Raw genomic sequence first — 20532 nt, forward strand, 5'->3', positions numbered from 1 at the left:
TATTGATAGGAGTATTCTATGCCTAATTTCTGAAGTTTATTCATCTAGGATGTATAGTGAATTATATGATTTGTTTAATCGTCATTACTTGAAGAACGATCTTTGGAGCCCTTCTTGTCACGTTCTTCCTCTTTTTCATATTTAATATCTTCAAGGGGAAGTTCATCAATCGGCATGACAAGTTGATCTCGGTTTTTCTGATTCTTTTTGTTTTCCTTAAATGCTTTGTCTTTCTCGTTTCTCTCAAGTAGAGTTTTTTCTTTAGTTTGGTCTCTCAACATCATCACTCCTTTTTAGGAGTAATTCCCTCTACTTGATGGTGATAAACGTTTTTTACCCTTTTCTGGGTGGACGCTTGCCCCAATATTGATATAAGTCGGTTTTGATGAATCCGTTAAATAGTTTACGTTTTTTGGTCGCTTTCTTGCCATAGAAGCTTTCAAATCCTTCATGGGATGTGAGCATATAAACAGACCATGTACCCAATACAGAGAAGGCCTTCCCCATCTCCCGATACATCTTCTCCACTTCCGGTCGCTCTCCAAGGCGCTCACCGTATGGAGGATTTCCGATAATAACTCCATACTCTTTTCTTGTGGTAAAATCTCTTACTTGCATTTGTTTAAAATCAATTAATTCTCCAAGGCCCGCTTCAAATGCATTTTCTTTGGCAATAGAAATCATGCGGTGATCGATATCATATCCTGCAATATCTAGAGGCTGGTCGTAGTTTGCCTTATCTTCCATTTCCTCACGGGCCTGACTCCAAAGGTCATCCCCAATCCAATGCCAATCTTCTGAGACAAAGTCCCGATTAAAGCCTGGAGCGATGTTTTGCCCTATTAGAGCGGCTTCAATAGGAATCGTACCGGAACCGCAAAAAGGGTCAACAAACGGCTTATCAGGATGCCAGTTCGTCAACATTACTAAAGCTGCCGCCAACGTTTCTTTTAAAGGCGCTTCCCCCTGATCTGCCCGATATCCGCGTTTATGTAAACCGATTCCAGAGGCATCAATAGTGATTTGCGCTACATCTTTCAGCAGGGCAACCTCAATTTTGTAAACTGCCCCTTTTTCATCTAACCATGCAGACTGTAGTTTATAATGCGACTTCATTTTTTCCACTACAGCCTTCTTCACAATAGCTTGGCAATCTGGAACACTAAAGAGCTTGGACTTTACTGACTTCCCAATGACCGGAAACTCAGCATCTTCTGGTAAATAGTCGCCCCACGGCAATGCTTTTGTCTTTTCAAAAAGTTCTTCAAAGGACGTTGCTTTGAATTCACCTACCACCACTTTGATTCTGTCTGCTGTCCTTAACCATAGGTTTGCCCGGCAAATAGCCATAGCGTCTCCCTTAAAAATGACCTTGCCGTTGTCAACCGTACATTCATAGCCCAAGTCTCTTACTTCTTTTGCCACAAGAGACTCTAAACCCATTGCAGCGGTTGCAATTAATGTGTAGTTTTTCATTGTATGATTCACCCTAACTATTATTCAAATTCTCTTATGTATTATTATCACAAATTCTTCTTCCCATATCCCATCTATCAAATAAAGCTCTCCTGGCAACAGGAGAGCTTATGTTACATAATCATAGTTGGATGCGACATTCAATCAATAGTGATCTGTAAGCCATGTTCTGTTCCTTTGTACTGCAAACGGATCGCTCCTTGTACGCAGGTGGTAACCATCTGTCTACAGAAACTTAAAGTATCTGTCCCTCTCATCGTTTGATTCCTTAGAGAAGGTGCCCCTACCATTATTTGGGTTTCTCGCTCGAGGGGTTTACCTCGTTCCACTCTTACAATTTCTTGTAAGACTACGTCACTGTGGCACTTTCAAGGTATTAACACCATATCTAAAAAGACTTAGGTGCGTTCCCTGCCGTTAGCTTCGTCCGAAAACCAAGCTACCCTAGCTTATTTTTTCGCTAGGCACGAACACTACAAGCATCTCAGCCTGTGCGAGCATGGACTTTCCTCTACAGCCGAAACTGTAGCGGTTACCCAATCACTATTGATGTCAGCAAGATATAGTATAGTAAATTTAAGCGATGATTGCAACTGTAAATTACTGTCAGTCGTATAACTTACTTCCGAATACATGCTTTTCTAGGTTTGATAATCTTCTTAAGATATCAAAGTTAGTAGATCCGCTGTTAGTATTTGTTTGCTGGGGTTTTTTCCCTGCTTCTTCGACTTGTCTTTTAAGCCTAGCGTTCTCCTGAAGAAGCAAGTCATATTCTTGATAAAAGGTTTCATAATCCTTTATGACGACATCCAAAAATTTGTCCACATCTTCTGCTTTGTAGCCTCTCATGCCTGATTTGAACTCTTTTTCTAGAATTTCTTTTGACGTTAATTTAATTTTATCTGATAGCATAAGTTCCTCACCTCTATGCGAGTGCCCACATTAATAGATGGGTCACTTCTCAATTTCTCTATTCCATTCTTACCAGTCTTGATTGTTATTGAATTGCTCTTCTTCGACAACAAGTTGAAGTTCGTAGCTGTCAATTATATATATAGGATAATTTGTCTGAGCTGATTTTTTACGTGCCATGTCTATTATATATTGAGGACTACCCGGGCCCTCTTCATCGTAAACAACCATTAAGGCGTCCGACTTATCCACGACAAACTGATTTTTCATTCTCAATTGAAGTGGGGATTCATATTTCTTTTTCGTAATAGAGTCAATATGATTAGCTTGCGACAAAATAGACTCATAATACTCCTTATTTTGTTCGCTCCATTTTTCTTCCTGTTCCAAAAATGGTGTAAATACGGCAAGTTTCAAGTTCAGAAATTCTGCTTGAAGGTCATAAACAACTTCTGCAGCCCAAAGTTCCACACCCAACTGCCCACTAATGACAACCCATTCTAACTCATTATGCTCTTCTAGTAAAGCAGTCAAGCGTTTCTCAACCGCTTTTTTAATGTATTGGATGGCAGGATCATCCTTTTTAAATATCTGCAGTTCTTGGGGTTTATACCCTGTAATTACTAATACTTTCATAAGCACCTCTACTTAAAATAATAAATAGAAAGCCAGAAAAGCGCAAGTGTTAACCAATAAGTGGAGTGGGACCGTTTATGTAATGGAAAAAGAACTGACTTAAAGCCAGTTCTCTTTCGACATTTATCAAGCAAAACAAGGATAAACTTGCTTATCTACCATAGCCATAATTTTTATTACATTTACCAGGCATGCCGCCAGGTCCCATTTGTCCCATTCCAGGACCTTGTTGCGCACCCATTACTTGACCAGGCATTCCCATTTGACCGTATCCAGCATTGGTTTGTGCACCCATTACCTGACCAGGCATTCCCATTTGACCATATCCAGGGCCGGTTTGTGCTCCCATCACTTGACCAGGTTGACCACCCATTCCAGGGCCACCTGGGCCACAATTGAAGTGTTGGTGTGACACAGAATCTACCATGGAATCTGTGTGCGGGAAATAGTGTTTGTGTTGGAACTGTTGGTTGTTTACATATGTTGTGTGTGAAGGATGAATGTGAGGAACCTCAGTAGTAGAATATAGATTTTTTACACAACATTTTGTAGGATGGACGATTGGTCCCATCATGTTAGGTCTACAGTTGTACATACTTTCGATCTCCTTTCAATTTGTTTTTTCTCTTTACATTAACAAACTATGAAAGAAGTGAGATACATGTACTAATACAAACACCTATTTTCTTAATTAAAATACATTTGCCTACCATTTTTATAGTAAAATCGTGTAGATATTATCCTTTAAATTGGAAAGTCCAAATAACGTAAGACCGATAACAACAAAAAACAAACATAAAATAAATCTAGACAACGTGCTCTCTCTCCCATATAACTAATAGTAATTTTGTCATTCACAATAGTTAATTTTACATGGTAAAAAGCACGTTGACAATATATGTTTTGCAGAAATTTAGACAAAATGTGAAAATATTTTCAATTTCTTGATTTATTTTTAAGTCGATTAATTCTTTTCTCCAAATCAGTTAACATTGCACTATTATTTTTAAAGGATTTATTATTAGATGACATATAAAATTCGAGTGATTTCTCAGCATAAAATAAAGCAAGGGAGTAGTCTTTTTCTTTGTGCTCGAGTATTTTTGCGATTTCTATTCCAGCCGTTTCCTTGTACAGATTATTTTCATCAGCAAAGCATTTTAGAAAAAGTATTTTTGCCTCTTTGTAGTTCTGTTCCTTCTTTTTCAACATCCCTAAATTAAAGGTGGCTTGGGGAGAAGAATCGGAAATATTGCTATATAAAGTTTTAGCGGCTTCCTTCTCTCCCAACGAGTCATACCATCGCCCTATTTCATACTCTTCCATTTTATCTCTTTGCTTGTTATCCACTAAAAGGAGTGAGGAGAGATGCGCATACAAAGTAATCAGGGTCAACACATCCCATTCATTGTGCTTCATTACTCCCTTTATTCCTTGCATTTCATGTGTTTTTACAAAATCAAAATAAATCATCGGTGCCAAAAATCCCGGTATATCATCTTTCCGCTCAATTTCAAGGATTTCTTTTTCTACATTTGCAAGCCTTACTGATTCTAATTTATTCTTCCATAGTCTTCTGGACGCATGTAAAAGGTCATAATGTCCAAAGGCAGGAAGTTTCGGGACATGTTCCCGAATAAGCGTATGCCGTGTTTTTACTTGAGGCCAGTCGAATGCCTTTCCGTTGTAAGTCACAAGTGTCGTATAGTCGACTTCTTCAAGGAAACTCTGATATAGTGCTACTTCATTCCCCGGACCAGGTAAAAGATGTTGTCTGACTACCACCTTATCACGTAGCACTCTTGCATATCCAAGCAGAAAAATTGTTGTACCCGTCCCTCCACTGAGTCCGGTTGTTTCAGTATCGAAGAAAAACAAGTCATTCGCCTGATGACCTTTTGCAGATAGCGGATGCTCTACACTGGACTTTTGCCACTCTTCCATAACAGGCAATAGATCCCCCAAGCGATATTTACCATGCTTATAATTTAAATCGTATTCGACTTCCCGTATAAGACAATATTCGCCATTTGCATAGTATGGTGTGACACCATAGGCTTCCCATTCTTTTAAATTAGGAATGCTAGCAAGTGAAGTCGCTGTCTGATCTTGAACCTTTTCAACTTTACGTTCCTCAGCCGATGTTTCTGAAGGATTCGATTGAAGATGCTTTCTCATTCTGTTTAATTTATTTTTCATGCTCATATGCGTTCCCCCCTTTACACAAGCTTTTGAAGTAGAGAGAGTGCCAATTCTTTAGAGTCTTCGTCTGGATAATCTGCACCTATGCAAGAAGGGCAACCTGAGTGACATGGGCAGTTTCCTATTAGTTCACCCGCACTGTTAAGCAACTCGTTTATATAGTCGTACGCTTTTTCACTTAACCCGACTCCTCCAGGATAGCGGTCATAAAAATAGACTACAGGCTTCTCATCGTGAGTCGATTTAACTTGAGGGACTACTTGCATATCCATCGGTTCACACATTAATAACAGCGGAGTTACGTGTTTAAGAGCATGTGCGATCCCCAACAGGCTCTTTTCTAAATCATCACCCTTTAGACGATCAGTAATCTCTTCTTCAAGTGTTATCCAAGTTGCACTCGTCTGAAGCTCATCTTCCGGTAGGTAAATCGGTCCTGAACCGATGTTTTCATGAGTTTCAAATTTTATCTTTTTGAAAATAGTGGCCATCGCTCGGACTGACACATCCCCAAACGAAATGGTGCCTGCTTGGTAATCGGTCTGTTTGTCCACCTCAAGTACATCAAGGGAAACAGCGAGATTTGCATCAGTAAAATAGTCAACATTTACTTCTCTTACAAATGCTTTCTTCTCTTCCCAATCAAGTTTCTCTACTTGATATTGAACTCCCTGGTGCAAATAGATCGCTTCATCATGCAGAAGAGTCATCGAACTGAAACGGTCCATTTCCCCAATCACCTTGTTTGCAGGTTCTGATGATTGGTCTATGATGATGACATTTTCCTGAGAGGCAGAACGCAAACTGATGTTATGTGCCGGGAAGGCATCATTCATCCAATGCCATTTCCCTCCGTTTTCGTGGAGCACTCTTTCTTCTGTCAAATAATCTAAAATATCCTCAAGCTCCACCCCATCAAAGGTGTCGCCCTCTTTAAACGGCAACTCGTATGCAGCACACTTTATATGATCTACAAGGATAACAAGATTGTTCGGATTAATCCTGGCTGATTCTGGATTGCTTTTCAGGAAAAACTCCGGGTGTTGTATGACGTATTGATCTAAGGGATTAGAGCTCGCCACCATGACAATTACGGCCTCCCCCTGCCTGCGCCCAGCACGGCCCGCCTGCTGCCAGGCACTTGCAATCGTTCCCGGATATCCTGTCATGATACAGACCTGCAATTGACCAATATCTACTCCAAGCTCCAGCGCGTTTGTACTAATTACACCGTATATCTCACCATTTCTTAAACCTTTTTCAATCGCTCGGCGTTGGGTTGGCAGGTATCCTCCCCTGTATCCTTGAATGGACTTTTCTCCAAGTTGATTTTTGACCAGCTCTTTAAGGTACGTTAATAAAATTTCTACTCGGACTCTGCTTTTAGCAAAGACGATGGTTTGAATCTTCTCTTGAAGAAACTCTGCAGCAAGCTTTCTTACTTCTAGCGTTGCGCTCCTCCGGATATTAAGCGGTTTATTGACGATTGGAGGGTTATAAAAGACGATATGCTTTTTACTGGATGGAGCCCCGTTATTATTAATGAGTTCAAAGGACTCTCCAGTGAGCTCCTGAGCTAGTTCTTTCGGATTCGCTATCGTTGCAGATGTACATATGAATGTAGGGTTGCTTCCATAAAACTTACAAATTCGTTTCAACCTTCTAATGACATTAGCTACATGGCTTCCAAACACACCTCTGTACGTATGCAATTCGTCTATCACGATATATTCCAGATTTTCGAAAAGGGAGACCCATTTCGTATGATGTGGAAGGATAGCAGAATGAAGCATGTCAGGATTAGTAATAACTACATGCCCTGCTTTTCTTACCTTTTGTCTGATAGTAGGGGCCGTGTCGCCATCATATGTATAACTGTTGATTGGCACACCCATTTGCGTAATAATTTCGTTTAATTCACTCTTTTGATCTTGTGCAAGTGCTTTTGTCGGGAACAAGTACAGTGCCCTGGCATCATTGTTTTGCACAATTTTCTGAAGTACCGGCAAGTTATAGCATAAGGTTTTTCCTGAGGCTGTCGGGGTGACAGCAACAAAATGCTTTTTATTGGATGCAGCCTCAAATGCTGCTGCTTGATGGGTATATAAAGAGTTGATCCCTCTTTCAGTCAAGGACTTCAACAAACGTTCATCTATTTGAGCAGGAAACGGAACAGTTTGTGCTTCTTTTGGCGGAACTGTTTCCCAATGTACGATATTTTTTGCTATTGATTCCTCACTTTTCATCCAATCAATAACTTCATATATTGTTTTTCTCCATTTCATTACAACTCACCTCATTGTCTATTCTCTATTTTAGCGAATAAGCGTTCGGTTAGTAAAGTCCAAAAAGAAAAACCAAGCACCTGTAAGGTGCTTGGTTTTTCTTTTGACTATATTTACATCTTCTGATTTTGACTGTAGTTATTGATGACTGCTAGCACTTTGGTGGATTGTGTCATGCTGCTGTGGCATAGAGGACATGTCGGGACATCGCTTTCGCTATTCTTGAAGTTATCTCTCATCCAACCATTGCAATCCTCAGATTCACAAACCCATACTTTCGTTTCCTCGGTAACAATTTCTTCTACTTCTCTTCTTCCAAAAGCCATAGTACCACTCTCCTATCTTTTGAGGTGGGGCGCAGTTTATCCTCACTAATATACTCTTAGTATGCCAATATACGAGGAAAAAATAAGAAAAAAATAAAAAAAGCATCCTCGTCATACAATCTCTTCCAATATATTATAGCATAAATTACAGAGAATTGCATTTTTCTCAATGATTAATAAGTTGCAAAATCTGCACCTAAAAGACAAAAAACATAGTAACCCAACTAAGCCCATTTTTATATAGTAATGATAAAGAGCAAGAAAGGAGCCATACCATGAAAGACGAACAGGATAAGCTTTCTAATAAGAAAGTACCTCAAAATAATATCATGACTTCTATTGATTCATTTTTCAGCAGTTCACCGATAAAAGGGATGCTTCAGCAAATGGATAATTTTTTTGGCCATGCATTTACAGAAGCTTCATTGCCAGTGGAAACTCGAGAAACATCAGGAGAGTTTATCGTCATCTGTAAGCTCCCTGGAATTAAAAAGGAACAAATTACAATAGAGACCTTTGATCGATACTTAACCATTGGAGTCAAAAATGAAGAACAACTCGAAACCATTGATGAATCAACTTCTTATATTAGCAACAGCTATTCCATGAAACACCAAAAACGGACCATACCCGTCCCGCCATATGTAAAATTAAATGCCCTTCAAGCAAACTACCGAGACGGCCTACTCCAAATCCGCATACCAAAGAAAAACATCAAACAAATTAAGATTGATGACTGAAAAAACCAGAAAAAAACTGCCCTGTTCTATTAAATCTTAGTTTTTTGGTAATCGCCGCTGTTCCTTTCCGCAAATGGCTTCGCTTTCCGCGGGACGGTGCTTGAGCCTCCTCACTTCGTTGCGGGGTCTCAACCTACCGTTACTCCCCCGCTGGAGTCTTTGCCATTTGCTCCAATTCACAGCTAGAAGTTTCTTGAACGAAAGGTTACATCATTTGCAGCTATTTTGTTAGGGGCCATTTATAAAACCCTAGGTGATTAAAGTCAACTTGTTGATTGCCGTGGAAGTTGCGCAGACTCCTATGGGAGGAAGGGACAGGGAAGACCCCGCAACGGAGTGAGGAGGCTTCCGGACCGCCCATGGAAAGCGAAGCGACTGGAACGGCAATCAACAGTTAAATGCAATTTTTGATATTCTTAAAAACACCAAAAGCAGTCACCACGGGAGTGACTGCTTTTGGTTTAGTTTTTATGTGATTTTGATCCGTACTTTGCATTTTCCTCAGGAGTAGAATCCATCTGGATGCTGGCCAACTCCTTAGACACCTCTTGTTGATGCTGATTTGACGGATATTTATTTTTACGCTCTCTATTATCATTTCTATTTGTCATCATTACGCCTCCAAAAAATAAATTTCCCTGCCTTTATAGCTTGGATGAAATCATCATATTTATGATTGGAAATAAAAGTCCAAATACAAATTACATAAATCCAAATCCACCACACAAGATAACGACTAGGAGGTGTAAAAGATGAGCAAAGAATTTAAAAAAGTGTATGCAAGTCCATCTACTTCGCCATCACTTGTGATAAAAACCAACCTTGATAAAGAGCAAAAAGATGAAAATCCATACTACAGCTCCTCCCTTAACCACCAGGAAGAGGAAAAATTGGACAACTACTTCTTTGAACAAGAACCAAAAGGCGATTACCATAAGTAATGTGAGGAGAGAACTTTCTCTCTCCTTTTAATCAAAATAAGATGCCCTCAATAGGAAGGCATCTCTTTTATGCTTTAAATGTTGCAGTAAGACCTTTAAACATATTGCTGAGTTGGTTAACCGTATTCATCATTTGACCTGCAGTGTCCATCATTTTCTTCATATCAACATTGCCGTCCTGCCCTTTAAATTGATTCATGAAGGAATTCACTTGGGACGTTTGAGGCTTCGCTGACTGTCCCTGTGTTGGATATGGATTCATAAATGGCATGCTCATTTGATTAGGCATCATATTTCCCCCAGGCCCTACTCCCTGCTGTGGTAATCCTTGAGGATAGCCATTCTGCCCCATCCCATTAAACGGCATCCCCTGAATAAAACTATTCTGTCCCATACCGCCCATCGGCATGGTTTGAGGGAAAGCATGTTGATTCATATTATTCATCATGTTAAAAGGAAAAGCTGAATTTTGCATCCCATTTCCTGAGAACGGCATTGTATTCATATATTCAGGAAGCATCCCTTGTTGATTCATCCAGCCCCCGTTCATTACCTGCTGTGGATACATCCCTTGCATGGATCCGCCGCCTGCATTTGGCAATAAATTATTTAAAAAAGGAAGCTGACTTAACATATTCATATTCCTAGTATGTGATAAATGTCTAGGCCTCGCATACATTCTCCTAAACATTCAAATCCCTCCTCTTTTCTAGCTATATATAACGTATGAAAAAAGCCGGGAAAGGTGCCTATTCCACTTTGCTGTACAACTGGTTTAAGTTCTTGCCACAATGCTCAAATTTTGTCCCAATTTGTCGGAAGTTTCATTTTTTCAAAAACAAGAAAAATTTATTTTGCATGCTATGATGGAATTAACTTCAAAGGGGGGATTGGATTGGTACTTGAAGAGTTGCGTCATAAATTTATAAGTTGTAAAACCTATGAACCGATGGAGCATAATGAGTTAATGGACTTTGCCAGACAGCTGTACCTCAGAGGGGAATTAACGATTGGTCAGTTCCGCAATCTTATTCGTGAGCTCGAGTCAAAAGGTGCTGTTCCGCCAAATACGTTTGAAGACATTTTAGAAATAACATAATGTATTACTATCAGGAGACCTTAATGGGTCTCTTTTTTTATATATCAAAGCTACAGATAATTGCGTAATGAGAAGGACGATTGCGTGGAAAGCTAAAAAGGATAAAAAGGAGGGATATAAATGAGTCGCGGAAAAAACTTTAACCATAAGAAAAAAGGCCACGAACCTACACTTGGTGCACAGCCAGCTGAAAAAAAGGTGTTCGAAAAAGTTGAATACGCAATTGAGCCTGTGGCTACTGCTGAAGAACGCCCTGTAACAAACAAAGCTCAAAAAGATCGTTAAAAAGAAAAGCCTGATCTTCACTTGATCAGGCTCTTACTAAATATTTTTGGAAATTGTATCATTCAAAACATACCGAATAGACTGTATCATGCCTTTGAATCGTTTTTCACGTGTGTCCGGATAAAAGCATTGTACAGCAACCATGTTAATATTTTCAACCGTGCTATCTATTTGTTGAACGTGTATATATTTAGGTTTATCTGACAAAATCCAGTTTTTAACCGTACTTTCCCATTGTTCGACAGTCGCAAATACACCATCAGCATATGGCTTAACTGTTTGGAAAAAATCAGGTTCTTGTTTACTAGCTTTCGCTGACATAAAGTTTTCTTCTATCCTGTCCAATTCCATTAAAATTTGTTTTGTTAATTCCCTTACACTTTTATCATTGCCAGACATTTCTCTTCACCTCTAGCAATACATTACCACATCTTCTTATACAGAGTAAGCACTCTGCCTAAAGTCAATTGATTTTGGAGAGTGCATTTTCAACATCCGTTGCTCACCCATCACTTTTTCCACTTCATCCAGAGTGACATGCAGCCGCTTAATTTGATGTTTCATCACTTCTTCCATTTCTTCTCGTTCTATTTTAAGTGAATTTGACATTGTCTCCTCCAATACATCCATTTGAAGCATCATTTCATTGAACAAGTCCGCAATCTCATTTCTTGAAACAACTACATTGGACATACAAATCCCCTCCATACTTTGTTAGTTTATATTTTCTGCATTCATCCTCTACTCCCTTCCTGTGTGACAAAACTAGAAGCAATTCGTCAAAGAAAGTGTTTATTTGCAAAACACCTCCCATTTTTCGCATGATTGCTTACCTATTTGTAAAAAATAAGAAGGTAAAAAATACAGTAATAGGAGGTACAGTAATGTCTAAACAAAAGAAAAATCAACAACAACGTAAAAATCAAGTAGAAAGCGCACCAGGCCAGGAAGATAAAAAGTTAAAAGGGCCAAACCGCCCTTCTACCTGATATCAACCAATCGAGTAGAGGGAAAATAACTTAAATTATTTTCGCCCCTCTCACACCACCGTACATACGGTTCCGTATACGGCGGTTCAATTTATATTACAGTGTGTACTTTTAGATAATGTTCTAAAGCAGAGGGGAATCCCCTCTGCTTTAATCTTTTGTTTGAGATAGCTCTATGAATAACTTTTGATAGTCCGATGAACCGGTAACCTCTCCGACAGAAAGTTAACCCTTTCGCTTCTTCCTTCGGAATTCCTAGTTGGACAAGCGATTTGATTTGTTTTTTCGGTACCTTCCATTGCTTCCAAATGATAACTCTGATTCTGGAGCGAAGCTTCTGGTCTATCTCAGTCATTGCTGTTTTCATATTTGAAGTTCTAAAGTAATTAACCCATCCGATTATGACTTGTTTTAGTTTTATTATTCGATAGTCCAACCGTATACTCCAATTTCGCTTTGTTAATTTCCGAAGCTTCCGTTGGAATTTTTGAATGGAGTCAGGATGAGGTCGTACTTGATATTTCTTACTTTTACTATCGTAGTAGTAACCAAAACCTAAGAATTTCAAGTCATTGGGACGAGAGATTTTACTCTTTTCCATGTTGACTATCAGTCCTAATTTCTTTTCTATGAACCGTACAATTGAATCCATCACTCTATTAGCCGCTTTCTCACTCTTCACAAAAATTAGGGCGTCATCTGCATATCTTACAAATTGGAGTCCTCTACTTTCTAGTTCCTTATCCAATTCGTTCAACATAATATTACTCAGAAGTGGACTTAGGTTTCCTCCTTGCGGAGTCCCAACTGGTGTGGTCTCATATCTTCCATTCACCATCACTCCACTGACGAGATATTTTCTTATTAGAGAGATGACATCTCCATCATCTATTGTGTTAGAGATGATTCGCATGAGTTTATCATGGTGGACTGTATCGAAAAACCTTTCAAGATCAATGTCCACAACCCAGTTATGTCCATCATTTAGAAATTCAAGGCTTTTAATAATTGCCATCTCACAGCTTCTTTTGGGTCTGAAGCCATAACTAAATTCGCTGAACTGCTTTTCAAATATCGGGCTGAGTATTTGATGGATGGCTTGTTGAACTACCCTATCCACTACTGTTGGTATTCCCAATTTGCGCATCTTGCCATTTTCTTTTGGGATTTCCACTCTTAAGGCAGCTTGTGGTTGGTATTTTCTTGTTCTGATGCGCTGACGCAGCTCGTCTTTGTGCTCTTTCAGATATTGCTTTAATTCATCGACCGTTATTCCGTCGACCCCACTCGCACCTTTGTTTTTATAGACACGAAGGTAAGCTTCATTCATGTTTTGATTACTTAGTATTTGTTCTAAAAGTTCCACACTCGTTTCTCCTATCCGTTCACGTAGTAAGTGATTATTCCATTTTGGTTATCCTCTGAGATACGCTCATACGTTCACCATTAACACATTCGGAACACTTCACTTACGCATTCGTGGTGTCGAAACACTATAAATTGTTCAGCCCTTCATGGAATAATTCCACTACTATGGCTTCGGCTGACTTCTTGCGGCAAACCTTTTTCGACTGTACCTTGGTACATCCGCAAGACCTCCCAGGGTAAGACAACTATCTTTCCTCTTTTACTCGCCTGATTTACCCTACAAAGTTACGCACATCTTTTGGACTTTGACTTGTTGAGGAGCCTCATCCCTTTGAAGAGCCTTAGTATCAGATTTCTGTTCGTCGAGCCAAGATTTTATTCCACGCTTCCTCCCGCCCTTACCTCACGGTAAGTACCTTGCGCTTCCTTAGTGGTTGGTCGATGTGTACCCCCACAGTGGACTTTCACCACCTAGATAGATGCCATGCCTGGCACACTCAAAAAAACAGCTCTTTAATCAGAGCTGTTTTATTCCTTATAACCACTTTTTCAAAGCAATTAAGCTATGCATCTGATGCTGTTTGTGAATAAACCACTTCGTAATATCTATCTCCTCTCTATCTGTTTTCGGTTGCATTTCACTCCATTTAGAAAGATGTCTTGCCTGTCTAAAAACCCAGTCGTCTTGGTGAAAAGGCTGATGGGAAACCACAGGGTATACCGCTCTCAGAAAAGGAGTTTCTCGAAAAAACCCTTTATGGACATACTGCTCATAATCAAACCTAGACCCTGTATGTTCTGTGTTCTGTGAAAAGTTTAAAAAGGAGTTCGAAAAATCCGGGTCAAATAAAAGATTTGCCAATCTCTTCCCTAATTCAATTCTATTATGGAGCTTTTGAAACCCATGTACAGAATATCCATACAACTTTCCCTTAAGTGTTGGAAAAATGACACAACTGAAATGACCAAGATCTTGAAAGGCGTATACGCTAGTTCCATAGACCTTTCTTTTTAGTTTTTTGTTATGTAGAACCGGTTCTTGGATTAAATTTTGTTCATTTATAATGAGAGAAGTCATCAACCTTGCTACATCCCTTTTCTCCCAAAAATACTGCCATTCTGCTTCCATGAAACAGGAAACATGAAAACCTTTTAATAAATGAAATAATGGTTTGTTATATTTTTTGGACAACTCATATACTAATAATTGTGGATACGCATCATGGAATATCATCCAATTTGCTAATTCGTAGGTCATAAAAATCGGGTATCTCTTCTGCCATTTTAATGCAAGCTTGAACCATTTCCCCTCCAGATCCGTCATATTCCAGCCTGCATTTCGGGATACCATGCTCGCCAAAAAGGCCCACCGAATTTCTTTGTTTCTATCATAATAAGCTGCATAGGCTTTTGTCCTAGAAATATTGTCAACATTGTATTTCGCTGTATTTTTTCTAATAGTAGTGATAAAATTATTTTCTTGAAAGGAGTACTTATATTTCAATCTTCTTTCTCGTATTTCCGAATAGAGAGTTACCTGTTTCACGTACATACTCTCCTCCTTTCAAACGAAAAGTGACAAAGTTTACAAAAAGATGACGTTTTTTTCTAATATAAGATTAGTTTTAGTCTAGAGGGGGAAATTTATGACTATACGATACCCAAATGGTAAAGTATTTCAGGCAAGTAGCAATTCGCCTTCCAAAAAGACTGGTCCAACATTGTATGGCAACAGAGGGATGAGTTTAGAAGATGACCTTCATGATTCCAATATGTATTACCTCCACCAAGAAATTGCTGTTGTCCATAAAAAGCCGACACCAATCCAGATTGTCGATGTGCATTATCCAAAAAGAAGTGCCGCCGTCATTAAAGAAGCTTACTTCAAACAAGCTTCGACCACAGACTTTAACGGAGTATACAAAGGTAGGTATATTGATTTTGAGGCAAAGGAAACGAAAAATAAAACTTCCTTCCCTCTCCAAAACTTTCATGAGCATCAAATTCAACATATGCGCCAAGTTGTGAAACAAAATGGAATCTGTTTCGTCATATTAATGTTCAGTCTTTTTAATGAAGTGTATTTGTTGCCGGCCGATAAATTATTTCATTATTGGGACAGGAAAGAATCCGGTGAAAGAAAGTCTATTACAAAACAAGAGGTCGAACGTGATGGCTACTTGATCCCTCAAGGTTATCAGCCAAGAATCGATTACATCAAAATAATAGACATGTATTATTAACAGCTCCGGAATAACTGTATGTGTGAAGAAAGGCAGGTCTGAAACATGACTGAAAAGTATCAATCAAGAGAACAGAGACGACAAGCTATGGAAGAAGAACGCAGTGCAAAATCCGGCACGAAAAAGAAAGGCCCAAAGAAAGGTCTATTCAAAAAAATATTCTTATCTGCACTTATTATCGGTATTGTAGGATTATTAACAGGTATAGGAACTTTCGCTTATTATGTCCAGAGCACACCACCGCTGGATGAGACATTACTAAAAGTCCCTGTTCCTTCCAAAGTTTATGGGATGGACGGAGAGCTTGCTGCTGAAATAGGCGGGCACGAAGCCAGGGAGTATGTCGATTCAGATGAAATTCCTGATCTCGTAAAAGATGCCTTTTTGGCTACAGAGGATGTTCGTTTTTATGAGCATAATGGAGTGGATTATAGACGTCTAGCTGGAGCAGTATTGGCAAACGTTACAAGAGGCTTTGGTGCTGAAGGTGGAAGTACCATTACTCAGCAGTTAGTAAAATTATCATTTTTGTCAACTGATAAAACCTTAAAGAGAAAAGCGCAGGAATTCTATTTGGCTTATCAATTAGAATCCCGTTTTACTAAAGACGAAATTTTGGAAATGTACTTAAACCGTATTTATTTTTCAAATTATGCTTATGGAATTTCCAATGCCGCACAGAATTATTATGGAAAGTCCCTTGACGAGTTAGAACTGCATGAAGCAGCTATGCTTGCAGGACTTCCACAAAGTCCCAACAATTATAATCCTGTCACAAACCCTGAAAATGCTGAACAACGACGTAACATCGTCCTGACTCTTATGGTGAAGCATGGAAAGATCACAGAAGAAGAAGCGGATGAAGCAAGAGCAATTCCAGTAGACTCCACTTTGGCTGACGATGTGGAGAAAACAAATTACTCCAATAAATACAACGCGTTTATAGATCGTGTCATTGAAGAAATATCTGAGCAATTAGGGGATGTTGATCCACAAGCAGACGGCCTTGAAATTTACACAACTCTTGATGTAAATGCACAAGAACAAGTGGAATACATCTTATCCGATGAAAGTGGCATACCGCATCTAGAAAACGAAGATTATCAAGCAGGAATTGCTTTAATTGATACTCAAAGTGGTGAAATTCGCGCTATTGGCGGCGGTAGAAACCATATGAAGACAGGTACCAATTATGCAACAGATATACGAGTTCAACCAGCATCAGCGATTAAGCCGATTCTTGACTATGCACCTGCAATTGAGTTCTTGGATTGGTCCACCTATCATCAAATTAATGATGAACCTTACAGTTACTCATCCGGAACAGAGATTAATAACTGGGACAACAAACATAAAGGTTACTTAAGCATGAGACAACATCTGGCAGATTCCCGTAATATTCCTGCATTAAAAGCTCTGCAAGAAGTTGGTTTGGATAAAGCAAGGGACTTTGCTGTTAAACTCGGCATACCACTTGAAGAAGAAATAAATGAAGCTTATGCTATTGGCGGATTTTCGAATGGTATCTCCCCTCTTCAAATGGCTGGAGCATACAGTTCATTTGGAAGCGGTGGAGTTTATACCGAACCATTCGCAGTAACGAAAGTCGTTTTCCAAGATGGTACTAGCGTTAACTTGAACAAAGAATCAGAAGTAGTTATGAAGGATTCCACTGCATTCATGATTACAGATATGCTTAAAACATCTGTACGAAGCGGATTAGCCACTGCAGCAAATGTACCTGGATTGAATATCGCAGGAAAGTCAGGAACCACTAACTTCTCTGAGGATACAATATCAGAATATGGAATACCTGAAGGTGGAGTTCCAAGCACTTGGTTTGCCGGATACACCCCAACTTATACTGCAACAGTTTGGACTGGTTTTAGGAAAAACGGAACAGATAATTATTTGCGACCAATTGACGGTGTAAACCAAGATCAATATTTATCAAGAATTATCTTTAAGCAATTAATGGAGAACATATCCACGACAAGTGAAGACAAAGCAGACTTCCCTGTTCCAAACAGTGTTGTCCGTGTTCCAATTGAAAAAGGATCAAATCCTCCATTAAAAGCAAGTGAGTTTACGCCATCAGATCAAATTACGAATGAATATTTCGTAAAAGGAACAGAACCTACAAAAGTTTCCAAAGAATATGATAAGCTCCCTACTCCATCTGGTTTTACTGCAAAGTTTGACGAGGAAGCAAATGTCATTAATCTAGATTGGAAATACCCTGAGGAACGTTTAGAAGGTGTAACATTTACTGTAAATGTAGCTGTTAATGAAGGATCTCCTCAGCCTCTAACTGAAACGAAAGATCTCGGTTTGGTTGTGGAGTCACCAGACCCTGGTGCTACCTTCACCTTTGAAATTATTGCAGTACAGGATGAAAACAATGAAAATAGAAGTGATGCTGCAACACAGACCATAACGATTCCTGAAGCGGTCGAAGAGGATGATGAAAGTATCATTCCAGAGATTCCGAATCCTCCTGGTGATGGTGAAGAGCCTCCTGGCGACGGTGTAGAACCTCCTGGTGACGGCGAAGAACCTCCTGGTGACGGCGAAGAGCCTCCTGGTGACGGCGAAGAGCCTCCTGGTGACGGCGAAGAGCCTCCTGGTGATGGTGAAGAACCTCCTGGTGATGGTGAAGAGCCTCCTGGTGATGGCGAAGAATCTGATGACGCAAATACACAGAGCAACACAAATCGAAATGGACAACGTGATGATTCCGAGGATAACGATTAACACGAAAAAGGCTACCTGCAATGGTAGCCTTTTTTATATACTATTTTTCTTTATTTCTTCTCTACAGCCTTCATTTTATAAAAAAGCTTGGCGCTTTCCGTGAAAAGCTGTTGAAGCTGAATAAATGCGTGATACATCTCAGGTTTCTTAATGATAAATTCAAACCTCTCATCCACATTTACCGGCTTCCATTTTAATTTTTCCACTTCTTTTTTCCAATCAACTAAACTTCTTACAGGGTGACCATTCATCCAAAACAACATCTGCAGGAACCAAGCAATCGGAAGAATGATTTCTTCTCTCGCCTCCTTGCGATTCCTAATTTCATGAAGAGAATTTAAAAGGGTTTCTTTTTCTTTCCATCTATTGAGAATAAGCGGTATCGAGTCACTTGTCTTTTCCCAAGGTAATTGATGTGGTGCTGCTCCCTGATAGTAAGCTATATCATATTTGAATGGGATTTCAATAATATCTTCCAATCTAAAGGTCTTTATGGGAATGGAGTCTTGCTTTGAATAAAAATGGGGATGGAGAAAGGTAACCGGTATCTTCATTAGCCCACCTTCTTCTTCATTCTCTTCTTACCTTCTCTGCACATCTCAAGTAAAGGACAGCTTTCACATTGAGGGTTCTGAGCTTTACAATGATATCTCCCAAAGAAAATAAGTCGATGATGCGTGTCAGACCATTTCTCTTTTGGTATTTTCCTCATCAGTGTCTTTTCTACTTCTAATACGCTGTCCTTCCACTTGCAAATGCCTAAACGCTTACTAACTCGTTCTACATGTGTATCAACCGCAATCGCCGGGACACCAAAGGCAACGGATACTACCACATTGGCTGTTTTTCGGCCAACACCTGGCAACTTAATAAGTTCATCCCTGTCTTTAGGGACTTGTCCATTGTATTCTTCAAGAAGGAGTTGGCATAAACTCCGAATATTTTTTGCTTTATTTCGAAACAATCCGATGGATCGAATATCTTGTTGCAATTCTTCTAGGGTAACTGCAAGATAATCCTCAGGCTTCTGGTATTTTTCAAACAGGTTCTTGGTTACTTTATTTACAAGTGCATCCGTACACTGAGCGGACAACGCAACTGCAATTACTAACTCGAAAGGATTTTTATGATTTAACTCACAATGTGCATCAGGAAACATTTCCCCCATGACATCTACTACTTCTTTTATTTGCTTAAGATTTAACATTCGATAAGTCCTGCCTTTCCTTAATTGATAGAAAAAGGAACACGCAATTCCACATTACGTGTCCCCTTTTGTTAATCAAGCCAGTTATAAAATGGAACAGTTGAATTGCTTGATTTACTTGGTGGTACAGATGTTGCCTTTTGTTGATTTTTACGAAACTTTTTGCCATACTCATTGGCTTGATTAATTGTCTTTATGCCATTCTTCTTCCACTCAAAAAGAATCCTATCAATATAACGAAAATTCAACTTACCCGAAATTACAGCCTCTCTTAATGCAGCTTTAATAATGGTTGGATCATGATGATCCTGGTCCATCCACATATTAAGGGATTCGCACTCAAACGGAGATAAAGGTCTTCCGAATTCCTGCTCAAACACTGTGTAAAGGTTGATTTCTTGTTGTTGATTCAATTGTTGTGAAGCTTGTTTGTTTTGATCCATCATATAGGTGATCATTTTTTCCCATAGGGGTTGGAGAGAATATCGTTCGTATTTGATGGAGTACTCGTCCATTTCATCACTGATGGACACATACCCTTTTTGAAGTAGATGACGTAAGATTTCCATGCATTCTGTAGGATCTATTGTCATCTTATCTGCGATTTCCATAGGGGTTGGAAAAATTATGCCGCTTTCTACAAATGAATGTACATGTAGAAGTAGTAGAAACTCTTTTTCATTTAACCCAAGTTTTACGTAATTGTTTAACAAATATTTAGGAACGGACAGGTTGCCCTCTTCCATGAATTGAATAAATTGCTCTTTTTTCATTTGAGACACCTCTCCGATAAGTATAACAAATTTCTACTGATTCTTCATAGGTAATATATTTCAATCTGATGATCATTATTAAAAGCTTCACCCACTTTAGGTGAAGCTTTAGCAGATAATGAAGACCTCTCTCACTATTTTTTGAAGCAATTGAAGTCTTCATACACCTTTTCAAGACCTCTCCCATCCTTGGTAGACGCAACTGAGGTCTTCATACACCTTCTCAAGACCTCTCTCATCCTTGGTTGACTCAACTGAGGTCTTCATACACCTTCTCAAGACCTTTCTCATCCTTG

24 protein-coding genes and 1 other RNA gene are annotated in these 20532 nt (G+C 39.2%); 7 read left to right on the top strand and 18 right to left on the bottom strand.

Translation table 11 applies throughout. The annotated features are described in order from the left end of the window. Nucleotides 1–74: 74 nt before the first annotated feature. From K7887_RS12230 to K7887_RS12270, 9 genes are all read right to left on the bottom strand, one after another. The gene (locus K7887_RS12230) at nucleotides 75–278 is read right to left on the bottom strand and encodes a hypothetical protein (protein WP_244951563.1); all 204 of its coding nucleotides are present in this window, start codon (nucleotides 276–278) and stop codon (nucleotides 75–77) included. A 55-nt stretch (nucleotides 279–333) separates the two neighbouring features. Beyond that, nucleotides 334–1476: a THUMP domain-containing class I SAM-dependent RNA methyltransferase gene (locus K7887_RS12235; RefSeq protein ID WP_223489522.1), complete on the bottom strand. Its 1143-nt coding sequence runs from the start codon at nucleotides 1474–1476 to the stop codon at nucleotides 334–336. Between the two features lie 153 nt (nucleotides 1477–1629). Then, nucleotides 1630–2020, bottom strand: an RNA gene (gene rnpB / locus K7887_RS12240) — RNase P RNA component class B. 62 nt (nucleotides 2021–2082) lie between these two features. Next, complete coding sequence (gene gpsB, locus K7887_RS12245) at nucleotides 2083–2388, bottom strand: cell division regulator GpsB (RefSeq protein WP_223489524.1); 306 nt, start codon at nucleotides 2386–2388, stop codon at nucleotides 2083–2085. Between the two features lie 69 nt (nucleotides 2389–2457). After that, on the bottom strand, nucleotides 2458–3024 hold the full coding sequence (locus tag K7887_RS12250) for an SLOG family protein (protein WP_223489525.1): 567 nt from the start codon (nucleotides 3022–3024) through the stop codon (nucleotides 2458–2460). A 151-nt stretch (nucleotides 3025–3175) separates the two neighbouring features. Further along, a complete protein-coding gene (locus K7887_RS12255) occupies nucleotides 3176–3619 on the bottom strand; it encodes a spore coat protein (RefSeq protein ID WP_223489526.1) in 444 nt (147 codons plus the stop codon). Between the two features lie 341 nt (nucleotides 3620–3960). Then, complete coding sequence (locus tag K7887_RS12260) at nucleotides 3961–5229, bottom strand: ribonuclease H-like domain-containing protein (RefSeq protein WP_223489527.1); 1269 nt, start codon at nucleotides 5227–5229, stop codon at nucleotides 3961–3963. A gap of 14 nt (nucleotides 5230–5243) precedes the next feature. Continuing rightward, complete coding sequence (locus K7887_RS12265) at nucleotides 5244–7511, bottom strand: DEAD/DEAH box helicase (RefSeq protein ID WP_223489528.1); 2268 nt, start codon at nucleotides 7509–7511, stop codon at nucleotides 5244–5246. 113 nt (nucleotides 7512–7624) lie between these two features. Further along, the gene (locus tag K7887_RS12270) at nucleotides 7625–7837 is read right to left on the bottom strand and encodes a cold-inducible protein YdjO-related protein (protein WP_223489529.1); all 213 of its coding nucleotides are present in this window, start codon (nucleotides 7835–7837) and stop codon (nucleotides 7625–7627) included. Between the two features lie 275 nt (nucleotides 7838–8112). Between K7887_RS12270 and K7887_RS12275 the strand changes: the two genes are divergently transcribed. Then, nucleotides 8113–8577 carry an Hsp20/alpha crystallin family protein gene (locus K7887_RS12275; protein ID WP_223489530.1) on the top strand — a complete coding sequence of 155 codons (465 nt, stop codon included), beginning with the start codon at nucleotides 8113–8115 and terminating at the stop codon, nucleotides 8575–8577. A 461-nt stretch (nucleotides 8578–9038) separates the two neighbouring features. Here the strand turns inward: K7887_RS12275 and K7887_RS12280 are convergent, their stop codons facing one another. Then, nucleotides 9039–9191 carry a hypothetical protein gene (locus K7887_RS12280; RefSeq protein ID WP_157182430.1) on the bottom strand — a complete coding sequence of 51 codons (153 nt, stop codon included), beginning with the start codon at nucleotides 9189–9191 and terminating at the stop codon, nucleotides 9039–9041. Between the two features lie 138 nt (nucleotides 9192–9329). On the opposite strand from K7887_RS12280, the gene K7887_RS12285 reads away from it, so the two are divergent. Beyond that, complete coding sequence (locus K7887_RS12285; RefSeq protein ID WP_223489532.1) at nucleotides 9330–9518, top strand: hypothetical protein; 189 nt, start codon at nucleotides 9330–9332, stop codon at nucleotides 9516–9518. Between the two features lie 67 nt (nucleotides 9519–9585). Here K7887_RS12285 and K7887_RS12290 read toward each other — a convergent pair whose 3' ends face one another. Next, nucleotides 9586–10209 (bottom strand): YppG family protein, encoded by a 624-nt coding sequence (locus K7887_RS12290; protein WP_223489533.1) that lies wholly within the window; start codon nucleotides 10207–10209, stop codon nucleotides 9586–9588. Nucleotides 10210–10413: 204 nt separating this feature from the next. Between K7887_RS12290 and K7887_RS12295 the strand changes: the two genes are divergently transcribed. Continuing rightward, entirely contained in the window at nucleotides 10414–10617 is a 204-nt protein-coding gene (locus tag K7887_RS12295; RefSeq protein WP_223489535.1) for a YppF family protein, read from the top strand. 120 nt (nucleotides 10618–10737) lie between these two features. Next, nucleotides 10738–10902: a hypothetical protein gene (locus K7887_RS12300; RefSeq protein WP_223489537.1), complete on the top strand. Its 165-nt coding sequence runs from the start codon at nucleotides 10738–10740 to the stop codon at nucleotides 10900–10902. A 36-nt stretch (nucleotides 10903–10938) separates the two neighbouring features. Here K7887_RS12300 and K7887_RS12305 read toward each other — a convergent pair whose 3' ends face one another. After that, on the bottom strand, nucleotides 10939–11301 hold the full coding sequence (locus tag K7887_RS12305; protein ID WP_223489539.1) for a YppE family protein: 363 nt from the start codon (nucleotides 11299–11301) through the stop codon (nucleotides 10939–10941). Between the two features lie 36 nt (nucleotides 11302–11337). Further along, complete coding sequence (locus K7887_RS12310) at nucleotides 11338–11595, bottom strand: hypothetical protein (RefSeq protein WP_223489541.1); 258 nt, start codon at nucleotides 11593–11595, stop codon at nucleotides 11338–11340. Between the two features lie 191 nt (nucleotides 11596–11786). Here K7887_RS12310 and K7887_RS12315 point away from each other — a divergent pair, with 191 nt between their 5' ends. After that, nucleotides 11787–11891 (top strand): hypothetical protein, encoded by a 105-nt coding sequence (locus tag K7887_RS12315; protein WP_010193728.1) that lies wholly within the window; start codon nucleotides 11787–11789, stop codon nucleotides 11889–11891. A 91-nt stretch (nucleotides 11892–11982) separates the two neighbouring features. On the opposite strand, the gene ltrA is transcribed toward K7887_RS12315, so the two are convergent. Together ltrA and K7887_RS12325 are read right to left on the bottom strand one after the other, a co-directional pair. After that, nucleotides 11983–13257 carry a group II intron reverse transcriptase/maturase gene (gene ltrA, locus K7887_RS12320; RefSeq protein WP_223489544.1) on the bottom strand — a complete coding sequence of 425 codons (1275 nt, stop codon included), beginning with the start codon at nucleotides 13255–13257 and terminating at the stop codon, nucleotides 11983–11985. A 537-nt stretch (nucleotides 13258–13794) separates the two neighbouring features. Continuing rightward, a complete protein-coding gene (locus K7887_RS12325; protein ID WP_223489545.1) occupies nucleotides 13795–14811 on the bottom strand; it encodes a DUF2515 family protein in 1017 nt (338 codons plus the stop codon). Nucleotides 14812–14905: 94 nt separating this feature from the next. Here K7887_RS12325 and recU point away from each other — a divergent pair, with 94 nt between their 5' ends. Beyond that, nucleotides 14906–15502, top strand: a complete 597-nt coding sequence (gene recU / locus K7887_RS12330) for a Holliday junction resolvase RecU (protein WP_223489546.1) — start codon at nucleotides 14906–14908, stop codon at nucleotides 15500–15502. Between the two features lie 45 nt (nucleotides 15503–15547). Further along, nucleotides 15548–18256, top strand: a complete 2709-nt coding sequence (locus K7887_RS12335) for a PBP1A family penicillin-binding protein (protein WP_223489547.1) — start codon at nucleotides 15548–15550, stop codon at nucleotides 18254–18256. 50 nt (nucleotides 18257–18306) lie between these two features. Here K7887_RS12335 and K7887_RS12340 read toward each other — a convergent pair whose 3' ends face one another. From K7887_RS12340 to K7887_RS12350, 3 genes are all read right to left on the bottom strand, one after another. Then, on the bottom strand, nucleotides 18307–18810 hold the full coding sequence (locus tag K7887_RS12340) for a YpoC family protein (protein WP_223489548.1): 504 nt from the start codon (nucleotides 18808–18810) through the stop codon (nucleotides 18307–18309). After that, entirely contained in the window at nucleotides 18810–19463 is a 654-nt protein-coding gene (gene nth / locus K7887_RS12345; RefSeq protein ID WP_223489549.1) for an endonuclease III, read from the bottom strand. Before nth ends, K7887_RS12340 begins: the two co-directional genes overlap by 1 nt. Before the next feature lie 71 nt (nucleotides 19464–19534). After that, the gene (locus K7887_RS12350) at nucleotides 19535–20236 is read right to left on the bottom strand and encodes a DnaD domain-containing protein (protein WP_223489550.1); all 702 of its coding nucleotides are present in this window, start codon (nucleotides 20234–20236) and stop codon (nucleotides 19535–19537) included. Nucleotides 20237–20532: the final 296 nt, after the last annotated feature.

Origin of the sequence: Sutcliffiella horikoshii (assembly GCF_019931755.1) — a bacterium.
Taxonomy (GTDB): domain Bacteria; phylum Bacillota; class Bacilli; order Bacillales; family Bacillaceae_I; genus Sutcliffiella_A; species Sutcliffiella_A horikoshii_E.

Excerpts from the sequence above, each read along its gene's own strand:
- K7887_RS12235 (WP_223489522.1), bottom strand. The coding sequence starts at position 1,476 with ATGAAAAACTACACATTAATTGCAACCGCTGCAATGGGTTTAGAGTCT.
- gpsB (WP_223489524.1), bottom strand. The coding sequence starts at position 2,388 with ATGCTATCAGATAAAATTAAATTAACGTCAAAAGAAATTCTAGAAAAA.
- K7887_RS12250 (WP_223489525.1), bottom strand. The coding sequence starts at position 3,024 with ATGAAAGTATTAGTAATTACAGGGTATAAACCCCAAGAACTGCAGATA.
- K7887_RS12255 (WP_223489526.1), bottom strand. The coding sequence starts at position 3,619 with ATGTACAACTGTAGACCTAACATGATGGGACCAATCGTCCATCCTACA.
- K7887_RS12260 (WP_223489527.1), bottom strand. The coding sequence starts at position 5,229 with ATGAGCATGAAAAATAAATTAAACAGAATGAGAAAGCATCTTCAATCG.
- K7887_RS12265 (WP_223489528.1), bottom strand. The coding sequence starts at position 7,511 with ATGAAATGGAGAAAAACAATATATGAAGTTATTGATTGGATGAAAAGT.
- K7887_RS12270 (WP_223489529.1), bottom strand. The coding sequence starts at position 7,837 with ATGGCTTTTGGAAGAAGAGAAGTAGAAGAAATTGTTACCGAGGAAACG.
- K7887_RS12275 (WP_223489530.1), top strand. The coding sequence starts at position 8,113 with ATGAAAGACGAACAGGATAAGCTTTCTAATAAGAAAGTACCTCAAAAT.
- K7887_RS12280 (WP_157182430.1), bottom strand. The coding sequence starts at position 9,191 with ATGATGACAAATAGAAATGATAATAGAGAGCGTAAAAATAAATATCCG.
- K7887_RS12285 (WP_223489532.1), top strand. The coding sequence starts at position 9,330 with ATGAGCAAAGAATTTAAAAAAGTGTATGCAAGTCCATCTACTTCGCCA.
- K7887_RS12290 (WP_223489533.1), bottom strand. The coding sequence starts at position 10,209 with ATGTTTAGGAGAATGTATGCGAGGCCTAGACATTTATCACATACTAGG.
- K7887_RS12300 (WP_223489537.1), top strand. The coding sequence starts at position 10,738 with ATGAGTCGCGGAAAAAACTTTAACCATAAGAAAAAAGGCCACGAACCT.
- K7887_RS12305 (WP_223489539.1), bottom strand. The coding sequence starts at position 11,301 with ATGTCTGGCAATGATAAAAGTGTAAGGGAATTAACAAAACAAATTTTA.
- K7887_RS12310 (WP_223489541.1), bottom strand. The coding sequence starts at position 11,595 with ATGTCCAATGTAGTTGTTTCAAGAAATGAGATTGCGGACTTGTTCAAT.
- K7887_RS12315 (WP_010193728.1), top strand. The coding sequence starts at position 11,787 with ATGTCTAAACAAAAGAAAAATCAACAACAACGTAAAAATCAAGTAGAA.
- K7887_RS12325 (WP_223489545.1), bottom strand. The coding sequence starts at position 14,811 with ATGTACGTGAAACAGGTAACTCTCTATTCGGAAATACGAGAAAGAAGA.
- recU (WP_223489546.1), top strand. The coding sequence starts at position 14,906 with ATGACTATACGATACCCAAATGGTAAAGTATTTCAGGCAAGTAGCAAT.
- K7887_RS12335 (WP_223489547.1), top strand. The coding sequence starts at position 15,548 with ATGACTGAAAAGTATCAATCAAGAGAACAGAGACGACAAGCTATGGAA.
- K7887_RS12340 (WP_223489548.1), bottom strand. The coding sequence starts at position 18,810 with ATGAAGATACCGGTTACCTTTCTCCATCCCCATTTTTATTCAAAGCAA.
- nth (WP_223489549.1), bottom strand. The coding sequence starts at position 19,463 with ATGTTAAATCTTAAGCAAATAAAAGAAGTAGTAGATGTCATGGGGGAA.
- K7887_RS12350 (WP_223489550.1), bottom strand. The coding sequence starts at position 20,236 with ATGAAAAAAGAGCAATTTATTCAATTCATGGAAGAGGGCAACCTGTCC.